The organism is Allobosea sp. 05T438 (assembly GCF_056396025.1).
In genome coordinates this window covers 1-25,135 of record NZ_JBFTKQ010000030.1, presented here as the reverse complement: position 1 = coordinate 25,135, position 25,135 = coordinate 1, and the positions used below count along the sequence as shown (strand labels likewise).

The 25,135-nt window shown below is 63.0% G+C and carries 20 protein-coding genes and 2 pseudogenes; 9 read left to right on the top strand and 13 right to left on the bottom strand.

Translation table 11 applies throughout. The features are described 5' to 3' along the window. Positions 1 to 11 precede the first annotated feature (11 nt). The 3 genes from AC1DIN_RS28025 to gabT form a co-directional block, all read right to left on the bottom strand. Positions 12 to 473, bottom strand: a complete 462-nt coding sequence (locus tag AC1DIN_RS28025) for a hypothetical protein (RefSeq protein ID WP_476812129.1) — start codon at positions 471 to 473, stop codon at positions 12 to 14. A gap of 390 nt (positions 474 to 863) precedes the next feature. Next, on the bottom strand, positions 864 to 2,393 hold the full coding sequence (locus AC1DIN_RS28020; RefSeq protein WP_476812128.1) for a malonate--CoA ligase: 1,530 nt from the start codon (positions 2,391 to 2,393) through the stop codon (positions 864 to 866). A 39-nt stretch (positions 2,394 to 2,432) separates the two neighbouring features. Further along, the gene (gabT, locus tag AC1DIN_RS28015) at positions 2,433 to 3,710 is read right to left on the bottom strand and encodes a 4-aminobutyrate--2-oxoglutarate transaminase (protein ID WP_476812127.1); all 1,278 of its coding nucleotides are present in this window, start codon (positions 3,708 to 3,710) and stop codon (positions 2,433 to 2,435) included. A 369-nt stretch (positions 3,711 to 4,079) separates the two neighbouring features. On the opposite strand from gabT, the gene AC1DIN_RS28010 reads away from it, so the two are divergent. Further along, the gene (locus AC1DIN_RS28010) at positions 4,080 to 5,276 is read left to right on the top strand and encodes a CaiB/BaiF CoA transferase family protein (protein WP_476812126.1); all 1,197 of its coding nucleotides are present in this window, start codon (positions 4,080 to 4,082) and stop codon (positions 5,274 to 5,276) included. A 102-nt stretch (positions 5,277 to 5,378) separates the two neighbouring features. Here AC1DIN_RS28010 and AC1DIN_RS28005 read toward each other — a convergent pair whose 3' ends face one another. The 8 genes from AC1DIN_RS28005 to AC1DIN_RS27970 form a co-directional block, all read right to left on the bottom strand. Then, a complete protein-coding gene (locus AC1DIN_RS28005; RefSeq protein ID WP_476812125.1) occupies positions 5,379 to 6,179 on the bottom strand; it encodes an enoyl-CoA hydratase in 801 nt (266 codons plus the stop codon). Positions 6,180 to 6,215: 36 nt separating this feature from the next. Beyond that, positions 6,216 to 7,280, bottom strand: a complete 1,065-nt coding sequence (locus AC1DIN_RS28000; protein WP_476812124.1) for an ABC transporter ATP-binding protein — start codon at positions 7,278 to 7,280, stop codon at positions 6,216 to 6,218. Next, entirely contained in the window at positions 7,277 to 8,968 is a 1,692-nt protein-coding gene (locus AC1DIN_RS27995) for an ABC transporter permease (RefSeq protein WP_476812123.1), read from the bottom strand. The genes AC1DIN_RS28000 and AC1DIN_RS27995 overlap by 4 nt, the downstream gene beginning before the upstream one ends. Before the next feature lie 172 nt (positions 8,969 to 9,140). Further along, entirely contained in the window at positions 9,141 to 10,172 is a 1,032-nt protein-coding gene (locus AC1DIN_RS27990) for an ABC transporter substrate-binding protein (protein ID WP_476812122.1), read from the bottom strand. 49 nt (positions 10,173 to 10,221) lie between these two features. Beyond that, positions 10,222 to 10,977 (bottom strand): SDR family oxidoreductase, encoded by a 756-nt coding sequence (locus tag AC1DIN_RS27985; RefSeq protein ID WP_476812121.1) that lies wholly within the window; start codon positions 10,975 to 10,977, stop codon positions 10,222 to 10,224. Further along, a complete protein-coding gene (locus tag AC1DIN_RS27980) occupies positions 10,974 to 11,426 on the bottom strand; it encodes a MaoC/PaaZ C-terminal domain-containing protein (protein ID WP_476812120.1) in 453 nt (150 codons plus the stop codon). The genes AC1DIN_RS27985 and AC1DIN_RS27980 overlap by 4 nt, the downstream gene beginning before the upstream one ends. Positions 11,427 to 11,428: 2 nt before the next feature. Continuing rightward, on the bottom strand, positions 11,429 to 11,827 hold the full coding sequence (locus tag AC1DIN_RS27975) for a Zn-ribbon domain-containing OB-fold protein (RefSeq protein WP_476812119.1): 399 nt from the start codon (positions 11,825 to 11,827) through the stop codon (positions 11,429 to 11,431). 8 nt (positions 11,828 to 11,835) lie between these two features. Then, complete coding sequence (locus AC1DIN_RS27970; protein ID WP_476812144.1) at positions 11,836 to 12,987, bottom strand: acetyl-CoA acetyltransferase; 1,152 nt, start codon at positions 12,985 to 12,987, stop codon at positions 11,836 to 11,838. Positions 12,988 to 13,128: 141 nt separating this feature from the next. Here AC1DIN_RS27970 and AC1DIN_RS27965 point away from each other — a divergent pair, with 141 nt between their 5' ends. Both AC1DIN_RS27965 and AC1DIN_RS27960 read left to right on the top strand, forming a co-directional pair. Further along, complete coding sequence (locus AC1DIN_RS27965; protein ID WP_476812118.1) at positions 13,129 to 14,100, top strand: LysR family transcriptional regulator; 972 nt, start codon at positions 13,129 to 13,131, stop codon at positions 14,098 to 14,100. A gap of 62 nt (positions 14,101 to 14,162) precedes the next feature. Then, positions 14,163 to 14,588: an acyl-CoA thioesterase gene (locus tag AC1DIN_RS27960; RefSeq protein ID WP_476812117.1), complete on the top strand. Its 426-nt coding sequence runs from the start codon at positions 14,163 to 14,165 to the stop codon at positions 14,586 to 14,588. 1,058 nt (positions 14,589 to 15,646) lie between these two features. On the opposite strand, the pseudogene AC1DIN_RS27955 reads toward AC1DIN_RS27960, so the two are convergent. Beyond that, a pseudogene (locus AC1DIN_RS27955) lies at positions 15,647 to 16,039 on the bottom strand (transposase); the annotation flags it as partial. Then, the gene (locus AC1DIN_RS27950) at positions 15,967 to 16,476 is read right to left on the bottom strand and encodes a tyrosine-type recombinase/integrase (protein WP_476812143.1); all 510 of its coding nucleotides are present in this window, start codon (positions 16,474 to 16,476) and stop codon (positions 15,967 to 15,969) included. The gene AC1DIN_RS27950 and the pseudogene AC1DIN_RS27955, both read right to left, overlap by 73 nt. A 498-nt stretch (positions 16,477 to 16,974) precedes the next feature. Between AC1DIN_RS27950 and AC1DIN_RS27945 the strand changes: the two genes are divergently transcribed. The 6 genes and pseudogenes from AC1DIN_RS27945 to AC1DIN_RS27920 form a co-directional block, all read left to right on the top strand. After that, on the top strand, positions 16,975 to 17,868 hold the full coding sequence (locus AC1DIN_RS27945; protein ID WP_476812116.1) for a hypothetical protein: 894 nt from the start codon (positions 16,975 to 16,977) through the stop codon (positions 17,866 to 17,868). Between the two features lie 45 nt (positions 17,869 to 17,913). Continuing rightward, entirely contained in the window at positions 17,914 to 19,632 is a 1,719-nt protein-coding gene (locus AC1DIN_RS27940) for a DUF4236 domain-containing protein (RefSeq protein WP_476812115.1), read from the top strand. Positions 19,633 to 19,647: 15 nt separating this feature from the next. Further along, a complete protein-coding gene (locus AC1DIN_RS27935; RefSeq protein WP_476812114.1) occupies positions 19,648 to 21,360 on the top strand; it encodes an ATP-dependent nuclease in 1,713 nt (570 codons plus the stop codon). Next, positions 21,353 to 22,768: a UvrD-helicase domain-containing protein gene (locus AC1DIN_RS27930; protein WP_476812113.1), complete on the top strand. Its 1,416-nt coding sequence runs from the start codon at positions 21,353 to 21,355 to the stop codon at positions 22,766 to 22,768. The genes AC1DIN_RS27935 and AC1DIN_RS27930 overlap by 8 nt, the downstream gene beginning before the upstream one ends. Before the next feature lie 12 nt (positions 22,769 to 22,780). Next, on the top strand, positions 22,781 to 23,428 hold the full coding sequence (locus AC1DIN_RS27925) for a hypothetical protein (protein WP_476812112.1): 648 nt from the start codon (positions 22,781 to 22,783) through the stop codon (positions 23,426 to 23,428). Between the two features lie 332 nt (positions 23,429 to 23,760). After that, a pseudogene (locus tag AC1DIN_RS27920) lies at positions 23,761 to 24,981 on the top strand (IS1182 family transposase); the annotation flags it as partial. Between the last annotated feature and the right edge of the window lie 154 nt (positions 24,982 to 25,135).

Below are 25,135 nucleotides of genomic sequence, written 5' to 3'. Positions count from 1 at the left end.
CTTCTCAGTCCTCAGTGACGGCTCGGCGAGCCGCCGGGCTCGACCGCGATCTTGTTGAGGTTGATGCCGAGCTCGCGCGCATCCTGCTGCATCGCCGCCTCGACCATCACGGCGGTGCGGGTCCGGGCGATCTCGTCTGCGTCGAAGGCCATGGCCTCATAGACCATGATCTTAGTCTCGAGGTGCCTGGTCTCGCGTGCTGGCGCTTCCGCCAGCAGGAAGGCGAAGAAGCGCGCGGTCGCCCGCGCGCCTTCCGCCAGCTGTAGAGCGGTCAGCCCGCCATGGTCCGGGAAGCCCCTGTCCGTCTGCTGCTCGAGCAGCAGCGCATGCGCCATCGCTTCCTGCCAGAGCCAGTAGAACCGCTCTGGCCTGTCCGTCGTCATCCGGTAGCTGCGCGCATACCGCGCCAGGTGGTCCGCGCTCGGGCGCGCCTCGTCCCGGGCGGTGTCGCCGCCCTCGTTCATCGTTTTCATTGCCAATAGTCCGGGCTCGCTTCAACCCGGAACGGCACGGCGGCTCACTTCTCGGGGGTTCCCTTGATTGGGTTCCGCTTCTCCGCCTGATCTTGTTCTCGGCAGCATCAGAGGCGCGGCAACGCGCAGGTGTGGCCCTTTTCGGACGCTCAGGATGTCCGGTCTCGGGAAGCCTAACCCGCATGCAGCGCGAACCACGGGCGGGCGCACCATTCAGCTTGCCGCAGGCAGCCTGTCGAATAGCTCGTCGAGCGTGATCGGATATCCGCGCAGGAACCGCTCGCCCTGGCCGAAGCCGAGCCTTATCCCAAAGGTCGCGCAGAGGTCGCGGATCGTGTTGTCGAGCCGGACGCACGCCTCAACCGGATGCCCCCGAGCAGTGATGCGCGCCTACTCCCCCGCCTTCATCTGCCTGGCGTAGATGTCCTTGTAAGTGTCGCGCAGCAGGTTCTTCTGGACCTTGCCCATGGTGTTGCGCGGCAGGTCGTCGACGATGAAGACCTGCTTGGGCAGCTTGAACTTGGCGAGGCGCTGGTCGAGCGCCTTGGAGATCGAGGCTGCCGTGATGTCGGCGCCCGGCTTGACCACGACCACGGCGGTGACGCCCTCGCCGAAATCGGGATGCGGGCAGCCGATCACGGCGCTCTCGATCACGCCAGGCATGTCGTCGATCTCGGCCTCGACCTCCTTGGGATAGACGTTGTAGCCGCCGGTGATGATCAGGTCCTTGCCGCGCCCAAGGATGTGGACGTAGCCGGCCAGGTCGATCTTGCCGAGGTCGCCGGTGATGAAGAAGCCGTCGGGGCGGAACTCGGCCGCGGTCTTCTCAGGATTGCGCCAATAGCCCTTGAAGACGTTGGGGCCCTTGACCTCGATCATGCCGATCTCGTCGCGCGCCAGCTCCTTGCCGGTCTCCGGCTCGGTGACGCGAGCGGAGACGCCGGGCAGCGGGAAGCCGACCGTGCCGGCGACACGCTCGCCCTCATAGGGGTTCGAGGTGTTCATATTGGTCTCGGTCATGCCGTAGCGCTCGAGGATGGCGTGGGAGGTAGCCTCGCGCCATTCACGATGCGTCTCCGCCAGCAGTGGCGCCGAGCCGGAGACGAACAGGCGCATATGGGCAGTCGTCGCCTTGTCCAGGCGCTTGTCCTGCAACAACCGGACATAGAAGGTCGGCACGCCCATCATGCTGGTCGCCTGCGGCAGGTATTTGAAGACCTGGTCCGGATCGAATTTCGGCAGCAGGATCATCGCGGCGCCGGCAAACAGGACGCAATTCGTGGCGACGAAGAGGCCGTGGGTGTGGAAGATCGGCAAGGCGTGCAGCAGCACGTCGTCCTTTGTGAAGCGCCAGTAGTCGACCAGCGCCAGCGCGTTCGAGGCGAGGTTGTCGTGGCTGAGCATGGCGCCCTTGGAGCGCCCGGTCGTGCCCGAGGTGTAGAGGATCGCCGCGAGATCGTCCGGCCCGCGCGCGACATCGCTGAAAGCCGTCGCGGCCGCAGCCGCCTTGTCGAGCAAGCTGCCGATCGAGACGCCGAGCGTCTCCAGTTTCGCGCCGGCCTTGTCGGCATAGGGTTTTAGCGCCTCCGTCTTGGCGGGATCGCAGACGAAGACGGTGGGTTCTGCGTCACCTAGGAAATACTCGATCTCGGCGGGGGTATAGGCTGAGTTCAGCGGCAGGAAAATCGCACCGGCACGGACCGTGCCGAGATAGAGCATCAGCGCCTCAAAACTCTTCTCGACCTGGACGGCGACGCGATCGCCGGGCTTGACGCCGAGCGCGACCAGCACATTGGCGAAGCGAGCCGAGGCGTCGAGCATGTCGGCATAGGCATAGCGGCGGCCGTCATCGAGCAGCGCGAAAGGAGCCGAAGGCGCGGGGATGCGCGCGCGGACGAGGTCGAACAGGTAGTTGCCCATGATCACGATATTCCGATGAAGGATTGGGTGCTGTCGCGTTCAGGCGACCAGAATTGCCTCGAGGATGGCGAGACCCTCATCGACGATATCGTCGGACGCCGTCAGGGGGACCAGCAGACGCACGGTGTTCGCCGTCGTGCCGCAGGACAGCAGGATCAACCCGTTCTGGTAGGCGCGCTGAAGAACACGCGCGGTCTGTTCCGCATCGGGTATATTGGAACCGTGCTCCTTGACGATATCGAAAGCGATCATGGCGCCAAGACCGCGAGACGGCGAGATCGGCAGCAGGTGATTGGCACGCGCCATCCTGTCCACAGCGCTGCGCAAGCGTGCACCGATTGCGTTGGCGCGCTCGATCAGGCGCTCGTCCTCGATGACATCGAGCACGGCAAGCGCAGCCGCGCAGGCAAGGGGATTGCCGGCATAGGTTCCACCGAGACCGCCGGGCTCCGCCGCATCCATGATTGGCGCGCGCCCGGTGACCCCCGAAAGCGGAAAGCCGCCCGCCAGGCTCTTGGCAACGCAGATCAGGTCCGGTTCGACATCATAGTGTTCCATCGCGAACATCGCGCCGGTTCGGCCGAAGCCGGTTTGCACCTCATCCGCGATCAGCACGATGCCGTGCTCGTCGCAGATTGCGCGCAGCCCCTTCAGAAGCTCCGGAGGCGCCTGATGGAAGCCGCCTTCACCCTGGACCGGTTCGATGATGATGGCCGCGACGCGGGCGGGATCGACGTCGGCCTTGAAGATGAAATCGAGATGACGGAGTGCCATGTCCGTCGAGACGTCTGAACCCGCGATCGGGAAGGGCACATGCCAGACGTCCGGCAGGCTCGGTCCGAGGTTGCGCTTGTAGGGTCTGACCTTGCCGGTCATGGCCGAAGCCAGAATCGTGCGGCCGTGGAAAGCGCCGGTGAAGGCGATGATGCCCGGGCGCCCGGTCGCGGCGCGGGCGATCTTGACGGCATTCTCCGTCGCCTCGGCTCCCGTCGTAAAAAAGGCGGTCTTGACCGGCCCCGACACGGGAACGAGCCCGTTCAGGCGCTCCGCAAGCGCGACATAGGGCTCGTAGGCCAGAACCTGGAAACAGGTGTGCGTGAACCGATCGAGCTGGCGGCGCACCGCCTCCATGACGCGCGGATGCCGATGGCCGGTATTGAGGACGGCGATTCCTCCGGCAAAGTCGACGTAGCGCTTGCCTTCGACATCCCAGATCTCGCTGTTCAAGGCCCGCTCGGCGAAGAGCGGTGTCGCGTGGCCGATGCCGCGCACGACAGATGCGTTGCGGCGGGCAAGCAGTTCGGCGTTCGTCGACATCTGCATGAATCTCCTTTGAGGCCGGCGGAACCTACGGGGGACTCAATAGTCGATCCATCAGCTTTATCGCAGCGATTGGTCTGATTGATGCACGAATGATGCGAATAGGCCGCGCATCGGGGCTGCGGCCCGCCGATGATGCTGCGGATTGCACAGGCCGGAATGCAGATACGCAGGCGATCTACTCTCCGAAATCTCAGATGAAGCGCCTGCAATGCGATCGCGCGAGCAAATCTCTCAGCCCAAACCGTCAATGGTGCATTTAAGGTATCGAACGTGTCCCAAATTGCTGATTGTTCCCTGCGGCGCATTCCGGGACAGTCATGCCCGCCGAACCGGCTACAGATCGATCCAGGGAGCTTTGCCACCATGAGCGCAGACGACGCTTCGCGCGGCCCGTTATCCGGCATTCGCGTGATCGACGCGACGCATATGCTTGCCGGCCCCTATTGCACATGGCTGCTGGGAGCCCTTGGTGCCGACGTGATCAAGATCGAGCGGCGCGGGGCGGGCGATTTCACCCGCATCATCGCTCCGTTCCGGGATGAGAAGAGCATCTATTTCATGAGCGTCAACCGCAACAAGCGGAGCCTGACGCTCGACCTCAAGAGCCCGCGCGGGAAGGAAATCTTCGCGAAGCTGCTGGCCGGCGCCGACGTGTTCGTCGAGAACAACCGCGCCGGCGTCATGGATAGGCTCGGCTTCGGCTATGATGCCGCCGCGAAGATCAACCCTCGGCTGATCTATGCGTCGATCTCGGGCTTCGGCCAGACCGGGCCCTACAAGCACAAGCCCTCCTTCGACGCCATCGCGCAGGCCCTGTCGGGCATGATGAGCATCACGGGGGAAGAAGCGGGGCCCCCCGCACGCGTCGGCGCGTCGATCGGCGATATCGGATCGAGCCTTTTTGCGACGATCGGGGTGCTCTCGGCGCTGCAGCAGCGCGAGCGGACGGGGCGCGGCACCTTCGTCGACGTCGCCATGTTGGACTGCCAGCTCGCGCTGATGGAGAACGCAATCGCGCGCTATCTGAACGCTGGCGAGGAGCCTCGCCGGCTCGGCAGCCGCCATCCGCTAATCGCACCGTTCCAGGCCTTCGCCACGGCAGACGAGCCCATAGCGGTCTGCGTCGATACCGACGAGCAATGGCAGCGACTCTGCGGCGCCCTCGAACGGCCCGACCTGCTTACCGACGCCCGCTTCCCCAACGGTTCGACCAGGGCCGCCAACCATGCCCAATTAGAGCCCGTTCTCGCCGCACTCTTCGCGACGCGGGGCAAGGCGCAGTGGCTCGCCATCCTCGACGAGGCGGATGTGCCGGCCAGCGCCATCAATTCCGTTCCCGAAGCGCTCGCGGATCCGCAGGTTGTCTCGCGCAACATGGTTGCCGAGGTTCCCGCCGGATCGGGCCGGCGCTTCGTCGGCGTTCCCATCCAGATGCCGAAGACGCCGCTCCCCGAGGAGACGGCGCCACCGGAGCTGGGCGAGCATAGCGACGCTATTCTGCAGGATCTGGGATTTTCGCTGGAAGACATCGAGGCTCTGCGTGCCGAGGCGGTCATCTGAGGTTCACGCAAGAGTTCATTCGCTCACGCAACGCGCCGTCATACGAGAAGAGGCCGGACATCTTGTCCGGCCTCTTCTATCCAGCTCTCCGGTTCCCGAACCTCAGCGGCCGAGCCATTGCGGCTCGCGCTTGGCGAGGAAGGCGGAGATCGCTTCCTGCATGTCCTGGGATCCGTAGCAGGCGGCGAGAATATCAGCGTCGGAATCCGGCGGGACGCCGTGATTGCGCAGCCGCAGAAGGGCCTGGCGCGTGGCCCAAAGCGTGAGGGGTGCGAGCCTGGTCAGGGCCTCGGCAACCTCCTGGGCCCGATCGTTGATCTCATCGTCGCCGACGACGGCGCGGATCGAGCGGGTGGCCAGCAGATCGTCGGCGCCGAGCAGCTTGGCGCTGAAAACCATCTCCTTGGTCGTCGTCTCGCCCAGCATCGAGATCAGGCGGGCATAGTTCATCAGGCTCAGGCAATTGCCGACGGTGCGGGCGATGGGAAAACCGAACCGCAGCGACGGCGCAGCGATGCGGACATCGCAGGCCGAGGCCAGCAGGGCGCCCTGGCCGACGCAGGCGCCCGCCATGGCCGCGACGGTCGGAATCCGGAGCGCCTCGATCGCCACGATCAACGTCTCCGCCTCGCGCTCGAGCGCGATCGCCTCCTCGGGATTGGCAGCCTTCGCCAGCGCGCCCATATCCGCGCCCGCCATGAAGGCAGGCTTTTCGCCGCGCATGCCAGTGAAGACCACCGCCTTGGCGCTGCCGTCCCGCGCGATCGCGTCGACCGCCTCGATCAAGGCCTGTTCCATGGCCGAGGACAAGGCGTTGCGAACCTGGGGTCGATTAAAGATCAGCCATTCGACGTCGCCCTTGCGTTGCCTCAACAGAGGTGCGTCTTCGTGATGCTTCGTCATGCGTGAAATCCAATTGAGCTCGAATGGTCTTCGCCGCTACTGGGGCGTATCCAGGATCTGGCAGGCGGTGGGCGGCAGGTGCACGGAGACCGGTTCCCCGATCGACGGCCGCAGATGAGGCGCGACGAAGGCCCTCAAGGTTCCTCCGTCGGCGAGGTCGATCAGGACGTCACGATATTCGCCCAGATAGGCGCTTCGCTTCACGATGCCGTCCAGTCGATTCTGGGGCACTGTCGCGTCGCATAGCTGCAGCCGGGACGGGCGAATGCACAGAACCGCCGGCTGGCCGGGCGCCGCACTGCTGCGGTCCTCCGCGCGAAGGGTCGTCGCACCGACGCGGATCGCGCCCCCGGCTTCCTTCACGCCCGCGATCTCATTGTTGCTGCCAATGAAGGAGGCGACGAAGGTGTTCGCCGGCTTTTCGAAGATGTCCTCGGGCGAGCCAAACTGCTGAACGACGCCCGCTCTCATCACGGCAACCTTGTCGGCCGTGACCAGCGCCTCGCCTTGGTCGTGCGTCACATAGACGGTGGTAATGCCGAGTTCGTCATGGACGCGCCTGATCTCGAAACGCATCTCCTCGCGCAGATGCGCATCGAGATTGGACAGGGGCTCATCAAGCAGGAGGATTTTCGGCTCGACCGCCAACGCCCGTGCGAGGGCGACGCGCTGTTGTTGGCCCCCCGACAGCTCGAAGGGATAGCGATCGCGCAAGGCGCCGAGGCGGACCGTATCCAGCGCCTTGTTGAGCCGGGCCTCGACCTCGGACCGGCTCAGCTTTCGCAGCTTCAGGCCGAAGGCGACGTTCTCGGCCACGGTCTTGTGCGGCCAGACCGCATAATTCTGGAAGACCAGCGAGATCCCGCGATGCTCGGGCGGGATCACGTTCTGAGGGCTGGAAAGCAGCTCCTTATCGGCCCAGATCTCGCCGGAACTCGGCGTATCGAAACCCGCCAGCAGCTGCAGTGTCGTCGATTTCCCGCAGCCTGACGGGCCGAGCAGTGCAAGCAAGGCTCCATCGGGAATGACCAGATCGCAAGACTTCAGTGCCTGGTAGGTGCCATAGGACCTGCTGAGTTGCCTGATGTGGATTTCGCTCACTGGACTTCTCCGAGGCTGGCTGCATTGCGCCTCCGGCGAGCGGCTCCCTCCGTGATGAAACGGGCAAGCAGGACGATCATGAGGGTGGCGGCGAGGAGCAGGGTGCTCGCAGCACAGACGGCTTCGTAATTGCCGCCGTCCTTGTAGTTGTAGATCAGGGTGGTCATGACGTTGGTCTTCGGCGACACGAGGAAGATGGCGACCGAAAGTTCGCGCATGATCGGGATGAAGACGAGGAGCCATGCCGCGACGAGCCCGCCACGCATCAGCGGCACCGTGATCGCGGTGAAGGCGTGGCCTTCGCTGGCGCCGACGCTGCGCGCGGCGCGCTCCAGGTCGGGGCTGATCCCCTTGAGGATCGAGCCCGCCTGCGAATAGGCGATCGGCAGGAAGGTCGCGACGAAGGCGGCGATGACGATGGTGCCGGTGCCGTAGAAATTCAGCGGCGGGCGGGTATAGGCGGAGAAGAAGCCGACCGAGAGCACGATGCCGGGAATGATGATCGGGATCGTAACCAGCACGGCGAGCAGGCCCGCGCCGCGAAGCAGCCGCCGCTCAACGATATAAGCCACGATGACGCCCAGCAGCACGCAGACGCTCGCCGCAACTCCGGCATAGAGCAGCGAATTGACGATCGCATGCTGGGTTTCGGCGTTCTCGATGATAGCCCAGCGATACCAGTGGAACGTCAGATTGCTCGGTACGGGGCCGAGACCCCAGGCCTTGCTCAGCGATACGAGCACGATCGCGACATAGGGCAGCAGAACGGCCGTGACTGGCACGATCAGGGCGAAGGCAAGGGCCGGCAGGCGCCATGTCTTCAGCCGGATCAGCCGGCCGGCCCTGCCCTTTCCGCCCACGGTGACGAATTGCTTGCGGCCCAGGATCTTGTGCCTGGCATAGAAGAGGCCGCCCGTGACGATGACCAGGGGCAGGCAGTAGGCTGCCGACAGGAACAGGGCGGGCGGGAAGAGCTGGTAGAATTCGGCGAGCTTCGTCGTGACCACGAGCGTGCCACTCGGCGTCAGCAGGAAGGCGGGCACGCCAAACAGCGTCATGCCCTGAATGAAGGACAGGATGAAGCTGACCAGCACCGCTGGCATCACCAAGGGGATGGTCACGGTGATCATGGTCCGCACGACGCCGGAACCGAGCGTGGTCGCGGCGTCCTCGAGTTCGACCGCCATTTCGTCGAGCGCGCTCGACACCATGGTGAAGGTATAGGGCACGGTGTAGATCGCACAGACGAAGATCGTGCCGGTCATTGTGTAGATGTTCATCAGCGGCGCCTGAGCGCCCGTGACCGCCCGCCAGCCGACATTCAGCCAGCCGGAGTTCGGCGCGGCGAGCAGGATCCAGCCGAGCGCCCCGATGAAGGACGGCGTGACGAAGGCAGCCAAGGTGAGCACGCGGATGAACCCGCGGCCCGGCAGATCGGTCCGCGCCACCAGCCAGGCCAGGGGCACGCCGAGAAGCGTCGAGAGAACGGCGACGGCGCTCGCGAGCAGAAGCGAATTGAGGACGGGCTTCATCAGCGCCGCGGAGGCGAAGATCTGTCGATAGTTGCCCAGCGTCCAGAGGCCGGTGTCGTCGTCATGCAGGCTGTTGTAGAGAATCCAGCCGAGCGGCTGGACCACCAGCAAAAGCAGCGCCACGAGAAGTGCCGCAAGAACGATCCAGCGCAGCATGTGATGGCGCTGGGACCCAATGGACGCTGACCGGACCGGCATCGTGGGAAACGACAAGGTCATGGATACTCTTTTGACTTGAACATGATCAAAGCCGGTTGCGCCCCAAAGACGCAGCCGCTGCAGATGAATCTCGGTCGAGAACTCAGGCGCCGCCGGCGCTCGGCGATCGTCAGACGACGATCTCCTTCCACTTGGCGATGCCCTCGGCAACCTCGGCCGCGAGATTGTCGACCGGGTTGCGATACCACTTGATCGATTGCAGCGTGCGGCCCTCGGCCCAGGGCACGTCGGTGCGCAGCGTCGGCCAGAAGTTCTTCGACAGAATTTGGGACACCTCGGCCGAATACAGGAAGTCCGTGAAGAGCTTGCCGGCATTCGGATGGGGCGCCTTGGTCGGCACGGCCACCAAGCCGAGATTCAGGATGGCGCCATCCTCCGGAACGGTGACGTCGATCGGGTTTCCGGCAACCTTCTGCGCGAGCGAGTAGCTGAAGGGAGCCCCCGAACCGACGGATCGTTCACCCGAGAGGATGTCGGTCACGGTGTCGACATTCGACTGGCCGACCTTGGGCTTCTGCTTGGCGAAGGCCTTCAGATAGTCGTCTCCGTATTTCTTGCGGATCGCGACGACCCAACTCGCGACATCGCCCGAGAAGGCCGGGCTGCCGGTGGTAATCTTGCCGGCCCAGGGCGCGTCGAGCAGCGCCTGCCAGGATTTTGGCGGGGACGCGACCTTCGCGGACTGGTTGATCGTCGTCAGGCTGATGGCGCCGACAGTGAAGGCGTTGTCCGGATCGAGGTTGCGGAAAGCCTCTGGCACCATCTCGATATTGGCCGGCTTGTACGGCTGGATCGCGCCGATCTTCTTCAGATCGATGTAGTGGAGCAGGTTGGTTGTTCCCAGCGAGTCGCACTGGACCGCGTTGTTCTGAATCTCCAGGCGCAGGCGCGTGTAGACCGTCTGGGACGCCTGCCGCAGCAGGTTTACCTCGATCCCGGGGTACTTGGCCCTGAACGCATCGCGGATTTCCTCGATCGTCTTCTGCTCGTATGAACCCCAGTAGAGGTTGAGCGCGCCCTCCTTTTTCGCTGCTGCGTAGAGGGCGTCGTCCGCGGCGCTGGCTGGCACGATACGGGTGGCGGAGGCGGCGATGCCTGCGGCACCTGCCAGCAGGACATGTCTTCTGTTGAACGTCGTCATCGGCTGGTTCCCCTGTTTGATTTTGAAGCGTCTTCTTTTGAAGCCTTGATCAGTAGTCGCCCGTCGTCGCGCCTCCATCGACGACGATCACCTGGCCGGTGACGTAGCTCGCATCATCGGAGGCCAGGAACGCGGCGACCGAAGCGATCTCGGAAGGCTGGGCCGTCCGCCCAAGCGGCATCTTCGCGATCCAGTTCTCCCGGAGCGTGGCCGGCACATCTGCCAGAATGGCAGTCTCGACGATGCCAGGAGCGATGGCGTTCGCGAGAATGCCGCGTTTGGCGCCCTCCAGCGCCACCGTATGGGTAAGTCCGACGATGCCTGCCTTCGCAGAGGAGTAATTGGCCTGGCCGAAGGATCCGAAGATCGCCGTCGAGGCGGTGTTGACGATCCGGCCCCAGCCCTTCTTGCCGATCAGGGCAAAAGCGGTCTGGCAGCCGAGCCATGTGCCACGCAGGCTCACGTCGATGACCTGATCCCATTCGCCGTCGGTCATTTTTGTCAGCGACCGGTCGCGGACGATACCGGCGACATTCGCCATGATATCAACCTCTCCGAATGCGGCCGGCAGGGAGGCTATAGCGGTGTTCCAGCTGTCGCGATTTGTGACATCGATCGCAACCGCATGGGCAGGATGGCCCTTTGCGACTAGGCGCTCGGCAACCTCGACGGCCTGGTCGAGGGCCAGATCGGCGACGACGACGCGCGCGCCCTCGCTGGCGAAGCGCTCGCAGATCGCGGAGCCGATCCCGCCGGCGCCACCGGTGACGAATGCGGTATGACCTTCGAGACGGCTCGATATCATGGCGCGTCTCCCTGTTCGCCGGGGCCGACAAGCAGCACGTCCTCGCCCTCCTGAACGGTCTCGCCACGCTGGTTCTTGAGCGTCATGGCGACCCGGACGATCCCGCGTCCCGGCTTGGAGCGACTCTCGCGGGTCTCCGTGACCTTCGCCTCGTAATGGATCGTGTCCCCGGCGAAGATGGGCCCGACGAAGCGGCGCTGCGTCTCGAGGAACGCCTCGATCGCCCAGTCATCGATGACCGAGCGCAGGCCGGTGCTGAGCGAGTGGCCGAGCATGCCATGGGCGATGCGCTTGCCATAGGCGCTGTCAGCCATGAACGCGGCATCCATGTGCAGTGGGTTGAAGTCGCCGGTCAGGCCCGCGAAGAGCACGATATGGGTCTCCGTCACGGTGACCCGCGCCGATGTGGCGGCCCTCCCCGCCTCGATTTCAAGAAAGGGGACGGTCATCGTCATGTCTCCCGGCGGCGAAAGAGCGGCAGCACAGCGCCGTCCGGCAGCGACGTAAAGGCGACCGCAACCGGCATGCCGACATGGACCTCGTCCTCGGCGATGCCGTCCAGCCGCGACAGCATGAGCACCCCCTCCTCGAGCATGACCAGGGCACAGGTATAGGGGGCGTCGATCGGCCCGTTCCCGCGATGGATGGTGGAGAAGGAAAAGACCGTGCCGCGCCCGCTGGCCTCGACCCATTCCGGCGTCGCTTCGGGCGCGTATATCGAGTGCGCGCGGGGATACCATTGGTGGCGTCCCGTCACCGGGCAGCGCTGGATCAGCAGCTTTCCAGCTTGCGTGCCCTGCCAGAATGGATCGGACACGATATCGGTGATGGGAGAACTCAGCGCTGTCATGGTTCCCCCTAGACTGTCAGGATCGCTGTCGCGGCAGCGCAGAAGGTCCCACCCAGACCGTGCACGAGGGCGACTTCGGCATCGGGGACCTGAACGCCCGGCCCCTCGCCTCTCAACTGCCTCACGCCTTCGATCATGGCGAAGATGCCGCGCTTGCCGGGATGGTTGGAGGACAGGCCGCCGCCATCCGTGTTGCAGGGAAGCATGCCGCCGAGAGCCAGGTGCCCGTCATCGACAAAGGCGCCACTTTCGCCCTTCGCGCAGAATCCGAGATCTTCCAGCGCCAGCATGGGCGTGATCGTGAACGCGTCGTAGAGCTGGGCGACGTCGATATCGGCATGGCCGACGCCTGCCATGGCAAAGGCGCGCGGCCCGGAAATAGCAGCCGGCGTGGTCAGATCATGGTCGATCTGGCTGATCTGAGTCCTCGCGACGGCCGTCCCGAAGCCTGCCAGGTGAACGGGCTTGGACCGGCAATCGCGCGCCCGCTCCCGGCTGGTCATCACGATGGCGCCTCCGCCATCCGTGACCACGCAGCAATCCAGCTTGCGCAGCGGCGACGCGATCATCGTGGAACCGAGAACGTCGTCGACTGTCAGCGGGGTGCGGAAGCGCGCGTCGGGATTGTTCGCGGCATGCTGCCGGAAGGTGACCGCGACCTTCGCCAACTGCTCGGACGTCGTACCGTAGAGGGCCATGTGGCGCTGCGCGAACATCGCGTAGGCGGAGATCAATGTCGGCCCATAGGGCAGCTCGAACTGGCCGGGACCGGCTGGAAACACGAACGGGTCGAAGGAGGGCGTGGTCAGCGGCCACCAGCGCGGGCAGGAGGCGTAGCTGATGACGACGACATCGGCGAGCCCGGTTGCAATGGCCGCCGCGGCATGGCCGGCGTGAACGATGTAGGAGCAGCCACCGACATCGGTGCTGTCGAAATAGGTCGGCTTGATGCCGGCATATTCGGCGAACTCAGTCAGGCTGCTGACGCCGCCTCCCTCGGCCCAGTCACCGGCCGCCACGCACAGGCCGTCGACGTCGGACAGGCTGAGGCCGGCATCCGCCAGGGCACCCGATATGCATTCCATCTGCAAAGCGAAGGGGTGCAGGCGGGGCGCTTGCCTGCGAGGCGACTCGTACGCCCCGACGATCGAGGCCTTCATCGACGTGTCGTTCACTCATAATGACCCCGGTTTCAGAGACTTGGAGCGTATGGCGTTCCCTCAACCCGACAAGCAGTTTGAAATACCCAGATTGGTGCATAGGACGCACCGAATTTTGCTTGACGGCCCTGCCGGATTTGCTTGATCTGGGCGCAAATCAGCGCCCGCTATTGCTGGTTGGTGCAACTGCTGTCACTGGAGTTCACGATGCGACGCCGTCTTCCGCCATTGCTGGCACTGCGTGCGTTCGAGACGTTCGGGCGGACAGGTACAGTGAGGGCGGCGGCCGACGAACTGGCCGTCTCGCATACCGTCGTCTCGCGTCACATCCAGAATCTCGAATTGTCGATTGGGATCAAACTCGTCCAGAAGTCAGGGCGTGGCCTGGCGTTGACGCGGGAGGGCAAGCGCTATGCCGCCCAGATGCGGCATGCGCTGGATCTCATCGCAGACGCGACAGGTGAGTTGTGGAGCGGCAGCAGCGATGCTCTCCACATCTGCTGCATGGCTGGGTTCGCATCAAGGCGTCTGCTCGCCCGGCTGCACGAGATCGAGGAGTTCCTGGGTGGTCGCGAGATTATTCTGCAGCCCATTTCCTCTCGCCCGGACTTCAGCCAGGGCGACGTCGACGCCGAGATCAACTATCTGGAAAATCCGAGCTTTCCCGACGAGCTTCGCGGAGAGATCTTCTTCCGCCCCCGGATTCTCGCTGTCGCCAGCCCTGCGTTCAAGGCGCAGCATCCCGAGACGACAAGCGTCGCGAGCCTGATCCAACTGCCCCTGATCCATGAGCGATCGACGCGGCAGTGGGAAAACTGGTTCGATCATGCCGGCATTGCAGACCCCCCCCGGTTGCGCGGGCCGCGACTCTGGCACGGCCATCTGGCCGTCGAGGCCGCGCTTCTGGGACAAGGCGTCACACTCGTCAGCGATCTGATGGCCAGCGAGCTCCTGATGCGAGGCGAGCTGGAGGAAATGGTGCCCACCAATATACATCTCGGTGGGTACTACTTCATCACGCAGGCGCGGCGCTGGAACGAGAACTCGATTGCGACGCTACGCAAGTGGCTGCTCCAGACCTTCCCGGACAATCGGGCCATCACGAGCGAATAACGCACCAGACAGGAGCCAATTAGCTGCTGGTTGGTCTGCGACCGGCAACCTATCATCGTATCATGAAAACCATGTCGACTTTGCCCAGCAGCACCCGAAGCGCCCATGTCGACCCGTCATGGATCGACATATACGGCCATATGAACATGGCCTACTACGTCAAGCTCTTCGATGATCTGGGGCATGACATCCTGGCCGAGTACGGGCTGGGCGAAGCCTATACGCGCAGGTTCGGCTTCGGACTATTCACCGTGAAGGCGACGATCGCCTATGTCAGGGAAGTCACGGCCAACGCGCCGCTCACGGTCAGTCTGTCAATCGACAAGGCTGACGACAAGAGGCTCTGGACCAGTCTCGAGATGCGACATTCGGAGCACGGCTACATTGCCGCGACGATGGATCAACTCGCTGTCAATGTGAGCCTGGTGGCGCGGCGGGCCGCAGCCTTTCCAGCCGAGCTGAACGAAATTCTCCACCACTACAGGTGATTCAGGCGACGCGACAGTCGAGATCTTGACTAGCTACACAGCTGAACCTCGCCTCGCCGAGGTGACGAAGGAGTTGGGCCCACTCCTGGTCTTTGGTCCCTCGATCGCTCTGAGCACATGCGCCAGCGACTGACCATCAGCCGTTGCTGCCTCTTGATTTCCTCACCAAAGGCACCTCCTCGTGCAAACCATCAGACGACACGCCGTCCGCCACGAAGGGGCCAGAGCAATTTTTCACGGGTGATGTGACGGTCGAGATGCTCTTCCAATCGCCCGAGCCATCGCGTTTATCCGCCGGCTTGGTCACGTTCAGCCGGGCGCACGCTCGGCTTGGCAACCCATCCACTCGGCTAGGGTCTAATTGTGGTTTCCGGCATGGTTGGACGCAATGCGAAGGTAGTCCGAGGAAGGAAATTCGAACCGGTGGTGGTGTGGCGTGCCCCTGCGGCAAGAGTCACTACGCGATCCAGGAAGCGCTGGAGGGCAAGGCGGCCAAGTCGGATGGAGAAGGTCAATGAAGAGGCCTATTTGACCAAGGTCACTCAGGGCTGATCGCACGCGATCTCCGGCCCGCCCGCTTTAGCGGGTCGGTCGTGGAAGAGCAGGACCACCCCGCCGGTCAACCAGTCGTCGCTCAATCGGACATCAACGGGGATCGCAAGGGGGCGGTACCGGAAGCCGGCCGACCAATCGTGGATGTCCGCATCTGGGCAACCGTCCAATGTCCGTTCATGTGAAGGGTCTCAGATGCGGGCCCTTGCGCAGCGCTGATGGCGAGGCTCCTGGGCCMGCGTCTGAGAGCCTCCAAGGGAAGAACCCGCGGCCCGAGGCCGTGCGCTATGGGGATTTCGCCRCGCGGCGTGGTCTGCGGGAGCGTTCGAGGCGTGGGTCGGGTGTGCTATGCTCCGTCCGGGATGCCCGGGAGCCGGCGCTTGGCTTCGCATGGGACGGATTCGGGCCCGCCGCAATCTCCATTTCCGCCATCGGACCGAAGGGGATCGCCCGCTCTCTGGGCGAGGCCGGCAGTGCTTCCTCTGGGTGCCGCCGCGTCGCCATCGTCATGATGTGTCGATCCTGACGGCGACAATGGTGCGTGGCGCCGCGCCCGGCGCGAAGCGCTCGACGAGGATCATGCGGCCACCGCAGCATGGGCATGGTGGACGATGGTCATCCCGTGGCTCGTCCGTCTCGGCACGACCATTTGCGTCGTGTTCTTGGGGCGCTGCCGCTGGGATCTGCGCCGCAATGATCTGCCTGATGCGTGCGACGGTGTCGGCGCGCCGGCTGGAGGCGAGCAGGCCGTAATGGCGGATGCGGTGGAAGCCGTCAGGCAGAACGTGGAGCAGGAAGCGGCGGATGAACTCGTGCGCCGTCAGCGTCATGGTCTTGCGCCAGACTGTACCGGCGGAGCGGGCGCGATAATCCTTCCAGCGGAACGTGACCCCGTGCTGACCCGGATCAGCATGCGGGCGCTGTCGATGTCGCAGACCTTGAGGTTGGCGATCTCCGAGACGCGCAAGCCACAGCCATAGGCGATGCTGAGCGCCGCCCGATCCTTCAGGCTCGGCGCGTGCGCGAGCAGCAGCGCGACCTCCTCGGTGCTCAGGACCACAGGCAGCCGCTCCGGCGTCGGGATCCGCGCCATGCGGTCACCGAAGCCGGTCCGACCCAGCGTGACGTGGAAGAAGAACCGCAGCGCCGTGCAGGCCAAGTTCATGCGGGCGTAGCTGGCGCCGAGCGAAGCCAGATGAAGCTGATAGCGCCGCAGATCCTCCGGCTCGGCCCGATCCGGCGACAGGCCGAGGAAGGCCGTGAACTCACGGATCTGCCGGACATAATCGCGCTGCGTGTGCTCGCCAAACTGGCGGATCGTCATGTCCTCGATCATCCGCTGACGCAGCGGACTGACGGTGACGGCATCGATCATGGAGACCTCCAGGGATCAGGGGAAACGACCCCGAAATCCTCGGATGCAGCGCCTCACATGGCGAAATCTCGCTGCTGACTACGCTGCAGCGCCCTCCCGCGAGAGCGGGTTAGTCCAATGGCGCATCTCGCCCGGGCGAACGGCTGGCGGTTTTGGCCCACTGCTGACATCCGGAGTGTCCGGTTTCGGGCTGTCTAGCTACTCTTTTACCGTCAAACTAGCCCTTTGATCGCTAGTGCGGGACTAGCCCATCGGCCGACGTAGGGCATGTCCTAATCGGAAATTCCGCTTGAGGACGTGGGGGCGTACCCGTTGGGAGGCGCACCCGGTTCGAAACACGCGCTCACGGCCGCCCGGAGCACTCCTGCAGGGCCATTCTGCGGTCTTAACCGAAGCCAAAGGTCTGACTCGACTTGCAGTTAAGGATTGGTAAAACGCACACGCTGTGGGGGAAGGACTATGCGTGCGTTTCTTGTGCTAGGTGCATTGTTGGCATCGGCTTTGCCGACCCTGGCGCAAAGCCCGGCGCAGTTAGAAGCACAAAAGCGAAAGCAGCACGTACCTTATGTTCGCGCCGCCACTGATTGCGTAGCTGCGGTCGTCCGCCGCGACGATGGATTTGACGGCGCGGTCGCATACGACAGCTTTCAGCCCCTTATCAATCGCGCTCTATCGACTTGCGCGCAGTCGATTTCAGTGATGATTTCGACCCACGACGCCATCTACGGCTTTGGCGGCCAAGGCTTCTACACCGGCCCCTATCTCACCGACCTAGAGCGAGCCGTGCGCGTGCGCTTGGCCAGCCAGATCGCAACCTCCCGAGCGGACGCTGACCGCAGGATAGCCGAGCGGCAGGCCAATGAGGAGCGGGAACGCGCCGAGCGGCAGGCCAGGCTGGAGAGAGAGAAGGCCGAGCGCGAGGCAGCCGCTGCGCATGCAGAGGCTCAGCGGATCGAAGCTGAAACCCGGGCTAAGACTGCTCGGGCCGAAAGGACTGAGCTCCTAGAGAAAACCCGTGACCTTATCCGGACGAAGGCGCTCGCCTGCATCGGCAAGGAAGGCGCGACGATGCTGCTGACTGATGAGAAGGCCGAGGTCGTCGCGAAGGCGGCCATGATCTTCTGCCAAAGCGACATCGACGCGCTCGTGAAGGTCACCACCGAGCTGGTGGAAAACGAATCCGGTGGGCCGTCCGATCGCTCAATGGTGAGAAAGATCGCTGAGGATCGCGTTCGTGATGTCGTCACCGCTTACGTCATCCGGTCGCGCGGCGATCTGATCGGAAAGAACCTGAGGGAGCAGCAGGCGCCTTCGAAGCCAGCCGAGAGTTCCAGAAATTCCCCAACCCTCTAGCTCTGCTGCCGCGGCGGCCTGATCAGGACGGCGAAAGGGGGAATCGTGGGATTCAGGTTTAGGCGTTCCGTTCGTCTCTTTCCCGGTGTCAGGGTGAACTTCAGCCTCAGCGGCGTGAGCGTTAGCGCCGGCATGCCCGGAGCGATGATCAACATCGGTCCGCGCGGCAGCCGTCTAACCATGGGCCTGCCCGGCACCGGCATTTCCTACACTCACAATCTGAGTTCACCGCGCCCCGCAAAACGCACTACGTCCCACGCCGAAATCCATCTGGACCCACCGGCACCGTCTCAGCCGATGCGCCCAGAGGCCGCGACGCAGCCAGGGCCACTGGTTGGGGAGATTAAGAGCGCGGAGGTAGCAAGCCTGACCAGCCCCGACCTCGAGGGCCTTAAGAAGCTGATCAACGATGCCGCGCACCAGAAGGCCTTGCTCCAGGCGGATATGACGGAAGCGGTTGCAGATCGACGCCGCGCCTGGCGGAAACTGCGACGCCGAGAACAGTTGCCGCTGCGTATTGTGATGAAGTCCTCGATCCCAGCGGCGCGCGCTGTTTTCGAGGAAGCGGAAGAGGAAGCGTTGAAGGTAGCCGCGGCGATCATGGCGACTGAGATCAGGGTGGAGATCGATCTCGACGATCAAGCCTGGTCGGCGTGGGCGGAAGTGAGGAAGACCTTCGATCGGCTCTCGCAGGTCGCTAAATTCTGGGACGTCACATCGTCCGTCGCTGTCGATCGCTTCCGCACCCGGTCTGCCGCGCAGGAAACCGTTACTCGCACGCCTGTCGGTTTGAGGACAGTCATCGACAGCATCGTTGCTACTGCCGGCGGTGGGCACCGGTTTGAAAACGCCAACGGTGGCGATCTCGACATCTTCCCGGGCTTCATGCTCATCAGGGACAAGGCGAGCAGTGATTACGCCCTGATCGACCTTCGCGACCTGACCGTTGAGACTTATGGCTGCCGCTTCATCGAGCGCGAACCTGTTCCGCCTGACGCCGAGATCGTTGGGCACGCCTGGCACAAGTCGAACAAGGACGGATCGCCCGACCGTCGGTTCTCAGAGAACTTCCAGATCCCGATCGCTCTTTACGGCGAGATCAGGTTCAGGACGAGGAACGGGGTCGAAGAAGCATACAATGCCAGCCACTGCGGCTCTGCGCTCGCATTCGGGAATGCGATCTCCACCTTCCAGGGCGCACTTCGACGGCAGGCAAAGGGCTCGAAATCGGTCGTTGGGCCAGCGGTTGCGAGTGAGGAGCCCCGAAAAGATCCCGACGCATTGCTGCCCTCCTTGCCGAAGGTGCTGGGTGCATACGAGGTTATTGCGATTCCGGTGCTGCTTGCCGGACTGATTGCATACGGCCCCGTCTCCAACTTTGCGCAGCCGAAGCCGACTTCTGCTCCCATGGCCGTGATCTCGTCGACGCCGGCTGTGTCGATAGTGGGTGCCGAACGTCCGAGCACTAGTTCGGCGCCTCCATCCACGCCGCCCCAGGTCGCTCCCACTCCGTCAGGAATGCCACCATCGCCCRTACCAGTTTCCGAGCCCGCTCTTGCTCCAGCAGCGCCGACCGCGATCGAGAAGATGGTATTCAAGCAAACCGCTAACGTTCGAGTTGGCCCGGATCGATCCGCTGCGTTGTTCAAGGTCGTGCCGACTGGAACCACTGTCAGCGTGTTCGAGAAGCGCGGCAGTTGGATCAAGATTGGTGACACTGCTGCGTGGGGGTGGACACACGCCAGCCTATTGCAGAAACCGTAGTGGGGTGGAGAGGCGATGGCTCGGATTCGGCGCGTTGAGATTGATAACTTCCGTTGCGTGCAGAAACTGCGTTGGAACCCCACCGACGGGATAAATTGTCTCATCGGCCCGGGAGACGCCGGCAAATCGTCGATTTTGGACGCGATTGATTACTGCATCGGGGCTCGTCGCGTTCTCCAGTTCACAGACGCTGATTTCCACCTTCTCGATGTTTCGAAACCCATCACCATCACGGTGACGGTGGGCGAGCTGGATGATTCCCTCAAAAGCCTAGAGACCTATGGCAGCTATCTGCGTGGATTCACCGCCAAGGGAACCGTAGAGGATGAGCCGGAGGCGCAATCTGAAACCGTCCTTAGTGTGCGACTGACGGTGCAGAGCGACTTGGACCCGGTTTGGACGCTGTTTTCGGAACGGGCGGAGGCTGCTGGCCAGTCACGGTTCCTGACGTGGTCCGACCGCGCTCGAATTGCTCCGACGAGGGTTGGGGCTCTCGCTGACCACAATTTGGCCTGGCGCCGCGGTTCCATCCTGAATCGACTGTCCGACGAACGCCCCGATATGACCGCCGCATTGGCAGAGGCTGCGCGTACAGCTCGTTCCGCTTTTGGAGAAGTTGCTGACGGCCAGCTGGGAGGGACGCTTCGCCTTGTCGAAAAGACTGCGAAGGAGTTGGGCATTTCTCTAAGCGACGGCATCAAGGCGACTCTGGATGCCCACTCGGTCTCGTTTACGGGGGGAACGATCGCGCTTCACGACGCAGACGGGGTGCCTTTGCGCGCTCTTGGAACCGGATCGACGCGCCTATTGTTGGCTGGGCTTCAACGTCAGGCGTCCGCACAGTCGAGCATTCTTCTCATTGATGAGCTCGAACATGGGCTCGAACCACACCGGATCCTACGCCTGCTCGGCTCTATTGGCGCGAAAGAGGAGCAGCCTCCTCTCCAGGCATTCATCACGACGCATTCGCCGATAACGCTCCGCGAGCTGCGTGGCGATCAGTTGCATGTCGTTCGCAAACTCAAAGAGGAGCACTCTGTCGCAATCGTTGCGGGCGATGACGCCGTCCAGGGCACGATGCGGCTTTATCCTGAGGCTTTCCTCGCCCCCACGGTGGTAGTCTGCGAGGGTGCCAGCGAGGCGGGCCTTCTCAGAGGGCTAGATTTGTTTCTCGGCGATGAGAAGGTCAAAACTCTCACAGCAAGCGGCATAGCGTTGGTGGATGCGAAAGGCGTGAGCCAGATTTATGCTCGCGCCCGCGCATTCCAGTCACTCGGCTATCGTGTAGCCGTATTGCGAGATGACGACGTCCAGCCCGATCCTGCTGACGAGGACGCGTTCACAAAGGGGGGTGGTGCCGTCTTTAAATGGCGCGCAGGATGCGCACTCGAAGACGAGTTGTTCATCGGCCTCTCAAGCGAAGTTGCGGGTAAACTTCTCCAACGCGCAGTGGCTCTGCTCGATGCGGACACCGTCAACGAACATATTCGCTCCGCCTCGAACGGACAGCACACGCTGGCCCAATGCACCAGCGCAGAAACGCTAGATGCTGATCTGCGACGCACACTCGGCGTTGCATCCCGTTCAAAACGGGAGCCTTGGTTTAAGTCTGTGACCCGGATGGAAGGCATCGCGCGCGAGTTGGTGTTTCCAGATTGGGAAAGCGCCGACGAGCAATTCCAGGCGACGGTGACTGCTCTGTACAGATGGATGTTTGAAGGTGCCTGAGATCGACCTTCTCTCGATAGACAGAGGTTCGGTCACTGCCCCCGCGGGCTGCGGAAAAACGCATCTAGTTGCCGCCGCCCTAGCCAATCATCGCGGCGCCAAGCCAATTTTAGTTTTAACGCATACGAATGCCGGTGTTGCCGCTCTCCGGGGACGACTGACTCGCGAGAACGTTCCTTCCTCATCTTACAGGTTGGCCACGATCGACGGTTGGGCGATGCGGTTGCTAGGCACCTTTCCTCAACGTAGCGGCCACGATCCGGCAATACTATCGGTTTCCAATGCTCGAAATGACTATCCGGCCATCCGGGAGGCGGCCAGAGGCTTGTTGGCCGCTGGGCACATCCACGATGTGCTTGCAGCGACCTATGACCGCCTGATCGTCGATGAGTACCAAGACTGCTCTGTACCTCAGCACGAGATTGTCACCCACGCCGCCTCTTCGCTTCGAACCTGCGTATTGGGCGATCCCTTGCAGGCGATCTTCAATTTCGCTGGACCAGTGGCAGACTGGGAAACACAGGTAAGAGCTACGTTCCCGACCGCAGGCGAATTGGGCACACCGCATCGATGGATCAACGCCGGCGAAGAGAGGTTCGGGCGCTGGCTGCTCGACGTCCGGCAGACTTTGATGGCTGGCGGCCCGATCGATCTTGGAGATGCGCCGCCCAACGTTCGATGGATGCGTTTGGATGGCGCAAACGACCACCGAGATCGAGTGCGCGCCGGGTCGATAGCCCTCCCTTCCCCAGACTCTCGCGTACTCATTTTGGCGGATTCGACCAACCCGTCCGCACAGCGAGACTTCGCCGGCCAGATCCCATTGGGGGTCGTGGTCGAGAACGTGGATATGCGGGATCTGATCTCGTTTGGGGAGGATTTCGATCTGCGCTCTCCGCGTATTGCCGAGCATGTCATTAGGTTTGCGGGGAGCGTCATGACGAACGTTGGCGCAATGGCACTGATCGAGCGGCTCCGCATTCTCCGAGCAGGCCGCGCGCGCGTCGCAGCGACAGAGATTGAGCAGGCCGCACTCGATTTCGCGGATAACCCTTCATATGCGGGAGCGGCGGACTTCCTGGAGAAAATAAACTCGCAGCCCGGCGTCAGGGCTCACAGGCCTGCCATATTGCGAGGAGGCTATGACATGCTTAGGGCATGCCGTGGGCAAGAAGGCATGGCTCCTGCCACCGCGGTAGCCACAATCCGTGAGCGGTCGCGTCTTATAGGGCGGCCGCTGGCCAAGCGGACTGTTGGCAGCACTCTGCTTTTAAAGGGTTTGGAGGCAGACGTTGCCGTAATTCTCAACCCTGCTCCGATGGACCGACGGCACCTCTATGTTGCTATGACCAGAGGTGCGAAGCAACTGGTCGTCTGCTCACCCCATCAAGTTCTTAACCCGCAATAAGGCGCGACTAAATTGGACCTGCCAGAAGAGATCGCGGGGGCAGACCCGCTAAAGATGCGCGACCTATTCGTAGCTTTTCTCGACCGCGAGCCCGACTATCAGGAAATCCACGGCCTGAAAGTACCGATGGTCCGGCGTATGACTGTCGAAATTATAAGAGAAATTCTGGCGACCACGGATGTTTTGGCTGCCGAAATTCAGGGCAAGCTGATTTCCGAGGGCTGGCTGGAAGCAGAGAATTTCACGCCCACCTCCAAAGGCATGGCGCTTTCTCAATACACTGATCGTCCGAAAATCACTCGCATCGAAGCCGAGGATATTCTCGCCAAGATACTGGCTTGGGCAGCGGAGACAAATGCAGTCCCGAACGCCCGAGTGAAAGTGAAGGCCATCGACCTGTTCGGAAGCCTGGAGCGTGGTCAGTCGCTTGTTCGCGATATCGACATTTTCGTCGAGTTCACGACCATGGACTTTCTAACCGACCTGGAGCCTGAGGACGCGGACCGTGAAGCGGAATTGCTAGAGGAGCTCTCGCAGATCTCCGAGTATGTGAGCCCCTCGTCCGCGCTCGACCGGGAGCTGATGTTTGACGTACCCAAGCGGCGCGTCTTTCCGGGAGATCGGCAGACTGAGCAGGTCACCGAAAATCCCGCGCCTTGACTTTGATAGAGTCGAGCTGCTGATCGGGAATATAGACGCCCCGCGTTCGGATGCCTTTTGGCGGCAGATCGCGTGGGTCAAAGGTTGGCGAGCCACAATGAAAATAGCCGCCGCGACCGTGCGGCATGCGGCAGGGGAATGGACTATCTCGCTACCCAATAAAGTCGCGTTCTGATCGATCCAATCGTCGTCAGAATTTGGCTGCGAAGCTCACCAAACAATGCAGGTCTGGAGGTCCGCAACTTCTGCTAGTGGCGGATACCGTTGAAAAAGTCGGCATTGCTTGACACTTGAAGTCCTGATTCAGTCGTCCTCGTGGGGAGGGCAGCGCGATGATGGGTGAGCGGCAGGTGGCGCAGGAGGCGCTGTTCTACGAGTTCAGCCTGGAGCGTCACGTGCCAGCCGGTCACTGGGTGCGCGCCATAGATAGCTTCGTCGATCTCTCGGAGATCCGCGCGCATCTTCGACCGTTCTACAGCGAGACAGGTCGGCCTTCGATCGATCCAGAGCTGATGATCCGGATGCTGCTCATCGGCTACTGCTTCGGCATCCGCTCCGAGCGGCGGCTCTGTGACGAGGTCCATCTGAACCTGGCTTATCGCTGGTTTTGCCGGCTCGGGCTGGAGGGCGCCGTTCCCGATCACTCGACCTTTTCGAAGAACCGGCATGGCCGTTTCCGCGAGAGCAATCTCCTGCGCGAGCTGTTCGAGACGACCGTCCGGCGCTGCATCGCGGAGGGTCTCGTCGGCGGCGAGGGCTTCGCGGTCGATGCCAGCCTGATCAGGGCGGACGCCAACAAGCAGCGCTCGGCCGAAGCTTCGGAGATCGTCGACTGGAACGATCTCGCCCGGACACGTCGCTCGGTCCGCGAGTATCTCGATACGCTCGATGAAGCCGCCTGGGGTGCGGCCAGCGAGGCGAAGCCGAAGTTCGTCTCGCGCTCCGATCCGGCGGCGCAATGGACCGGAGCCCTGAAGGGCCATGCCTTCTTCGCCTACGCCACCAACTATCTGATCGATCTCGACCATGCCGTCATCGTCGATGTCGAGGCCAGCCGCGCCATCCGCCAGGCCGAGGTCGGCTCAGCCCGCACCATGATCGACCGGACGCAGGAGCGCTTCGGCTTCTGGCCAGCCAGGCTCGCCGCCGATAGCGCCTACGGCTCGGCCGAGAACCTCGCCTGGCTGGTCCATGAGCGCGGGATCGAGCCGCATATCCCGGTCTTCGACAAATCCCAGCGCAGCGACGGCACCTTCAGCCGCTCCGACTTTGCCTACGACCACGACCGCGATCTTTACACCTGCCCGGGCGGGAAGGAGCTGAGGCAGCGCCAGAAGGTGTATCGAACAGAGCGCCCGCTCGTCGATGAGAACGGCCTGATGCGCTACCACGCCAGCAAATTTGCCTGCGACGCCTGCTCGCTGAAGCCGCAGTGCTGCCCCAACACGTCAGCTCGCAAGATCCTGCGCTCGATCCACGAGGGCGCCCGCGACATGGCCAGGGACATCGCCGCGACCGATGCCTATATCGTCTCACGCCGCGAGCGGAAGAAGGGTAAGCGGTGTCCCGATCTCACCTTCTTCGACGGGGTCTGAGCGGTCAGTGTGACGATCCAGATTTGGAGGGTCGTTTTGTGTCTAGGCTTGACCATAGACTTGAGCCGGAGGGCGAAGTCCGGCGCTTTGAGGTGATCAACGGACGGTGCGA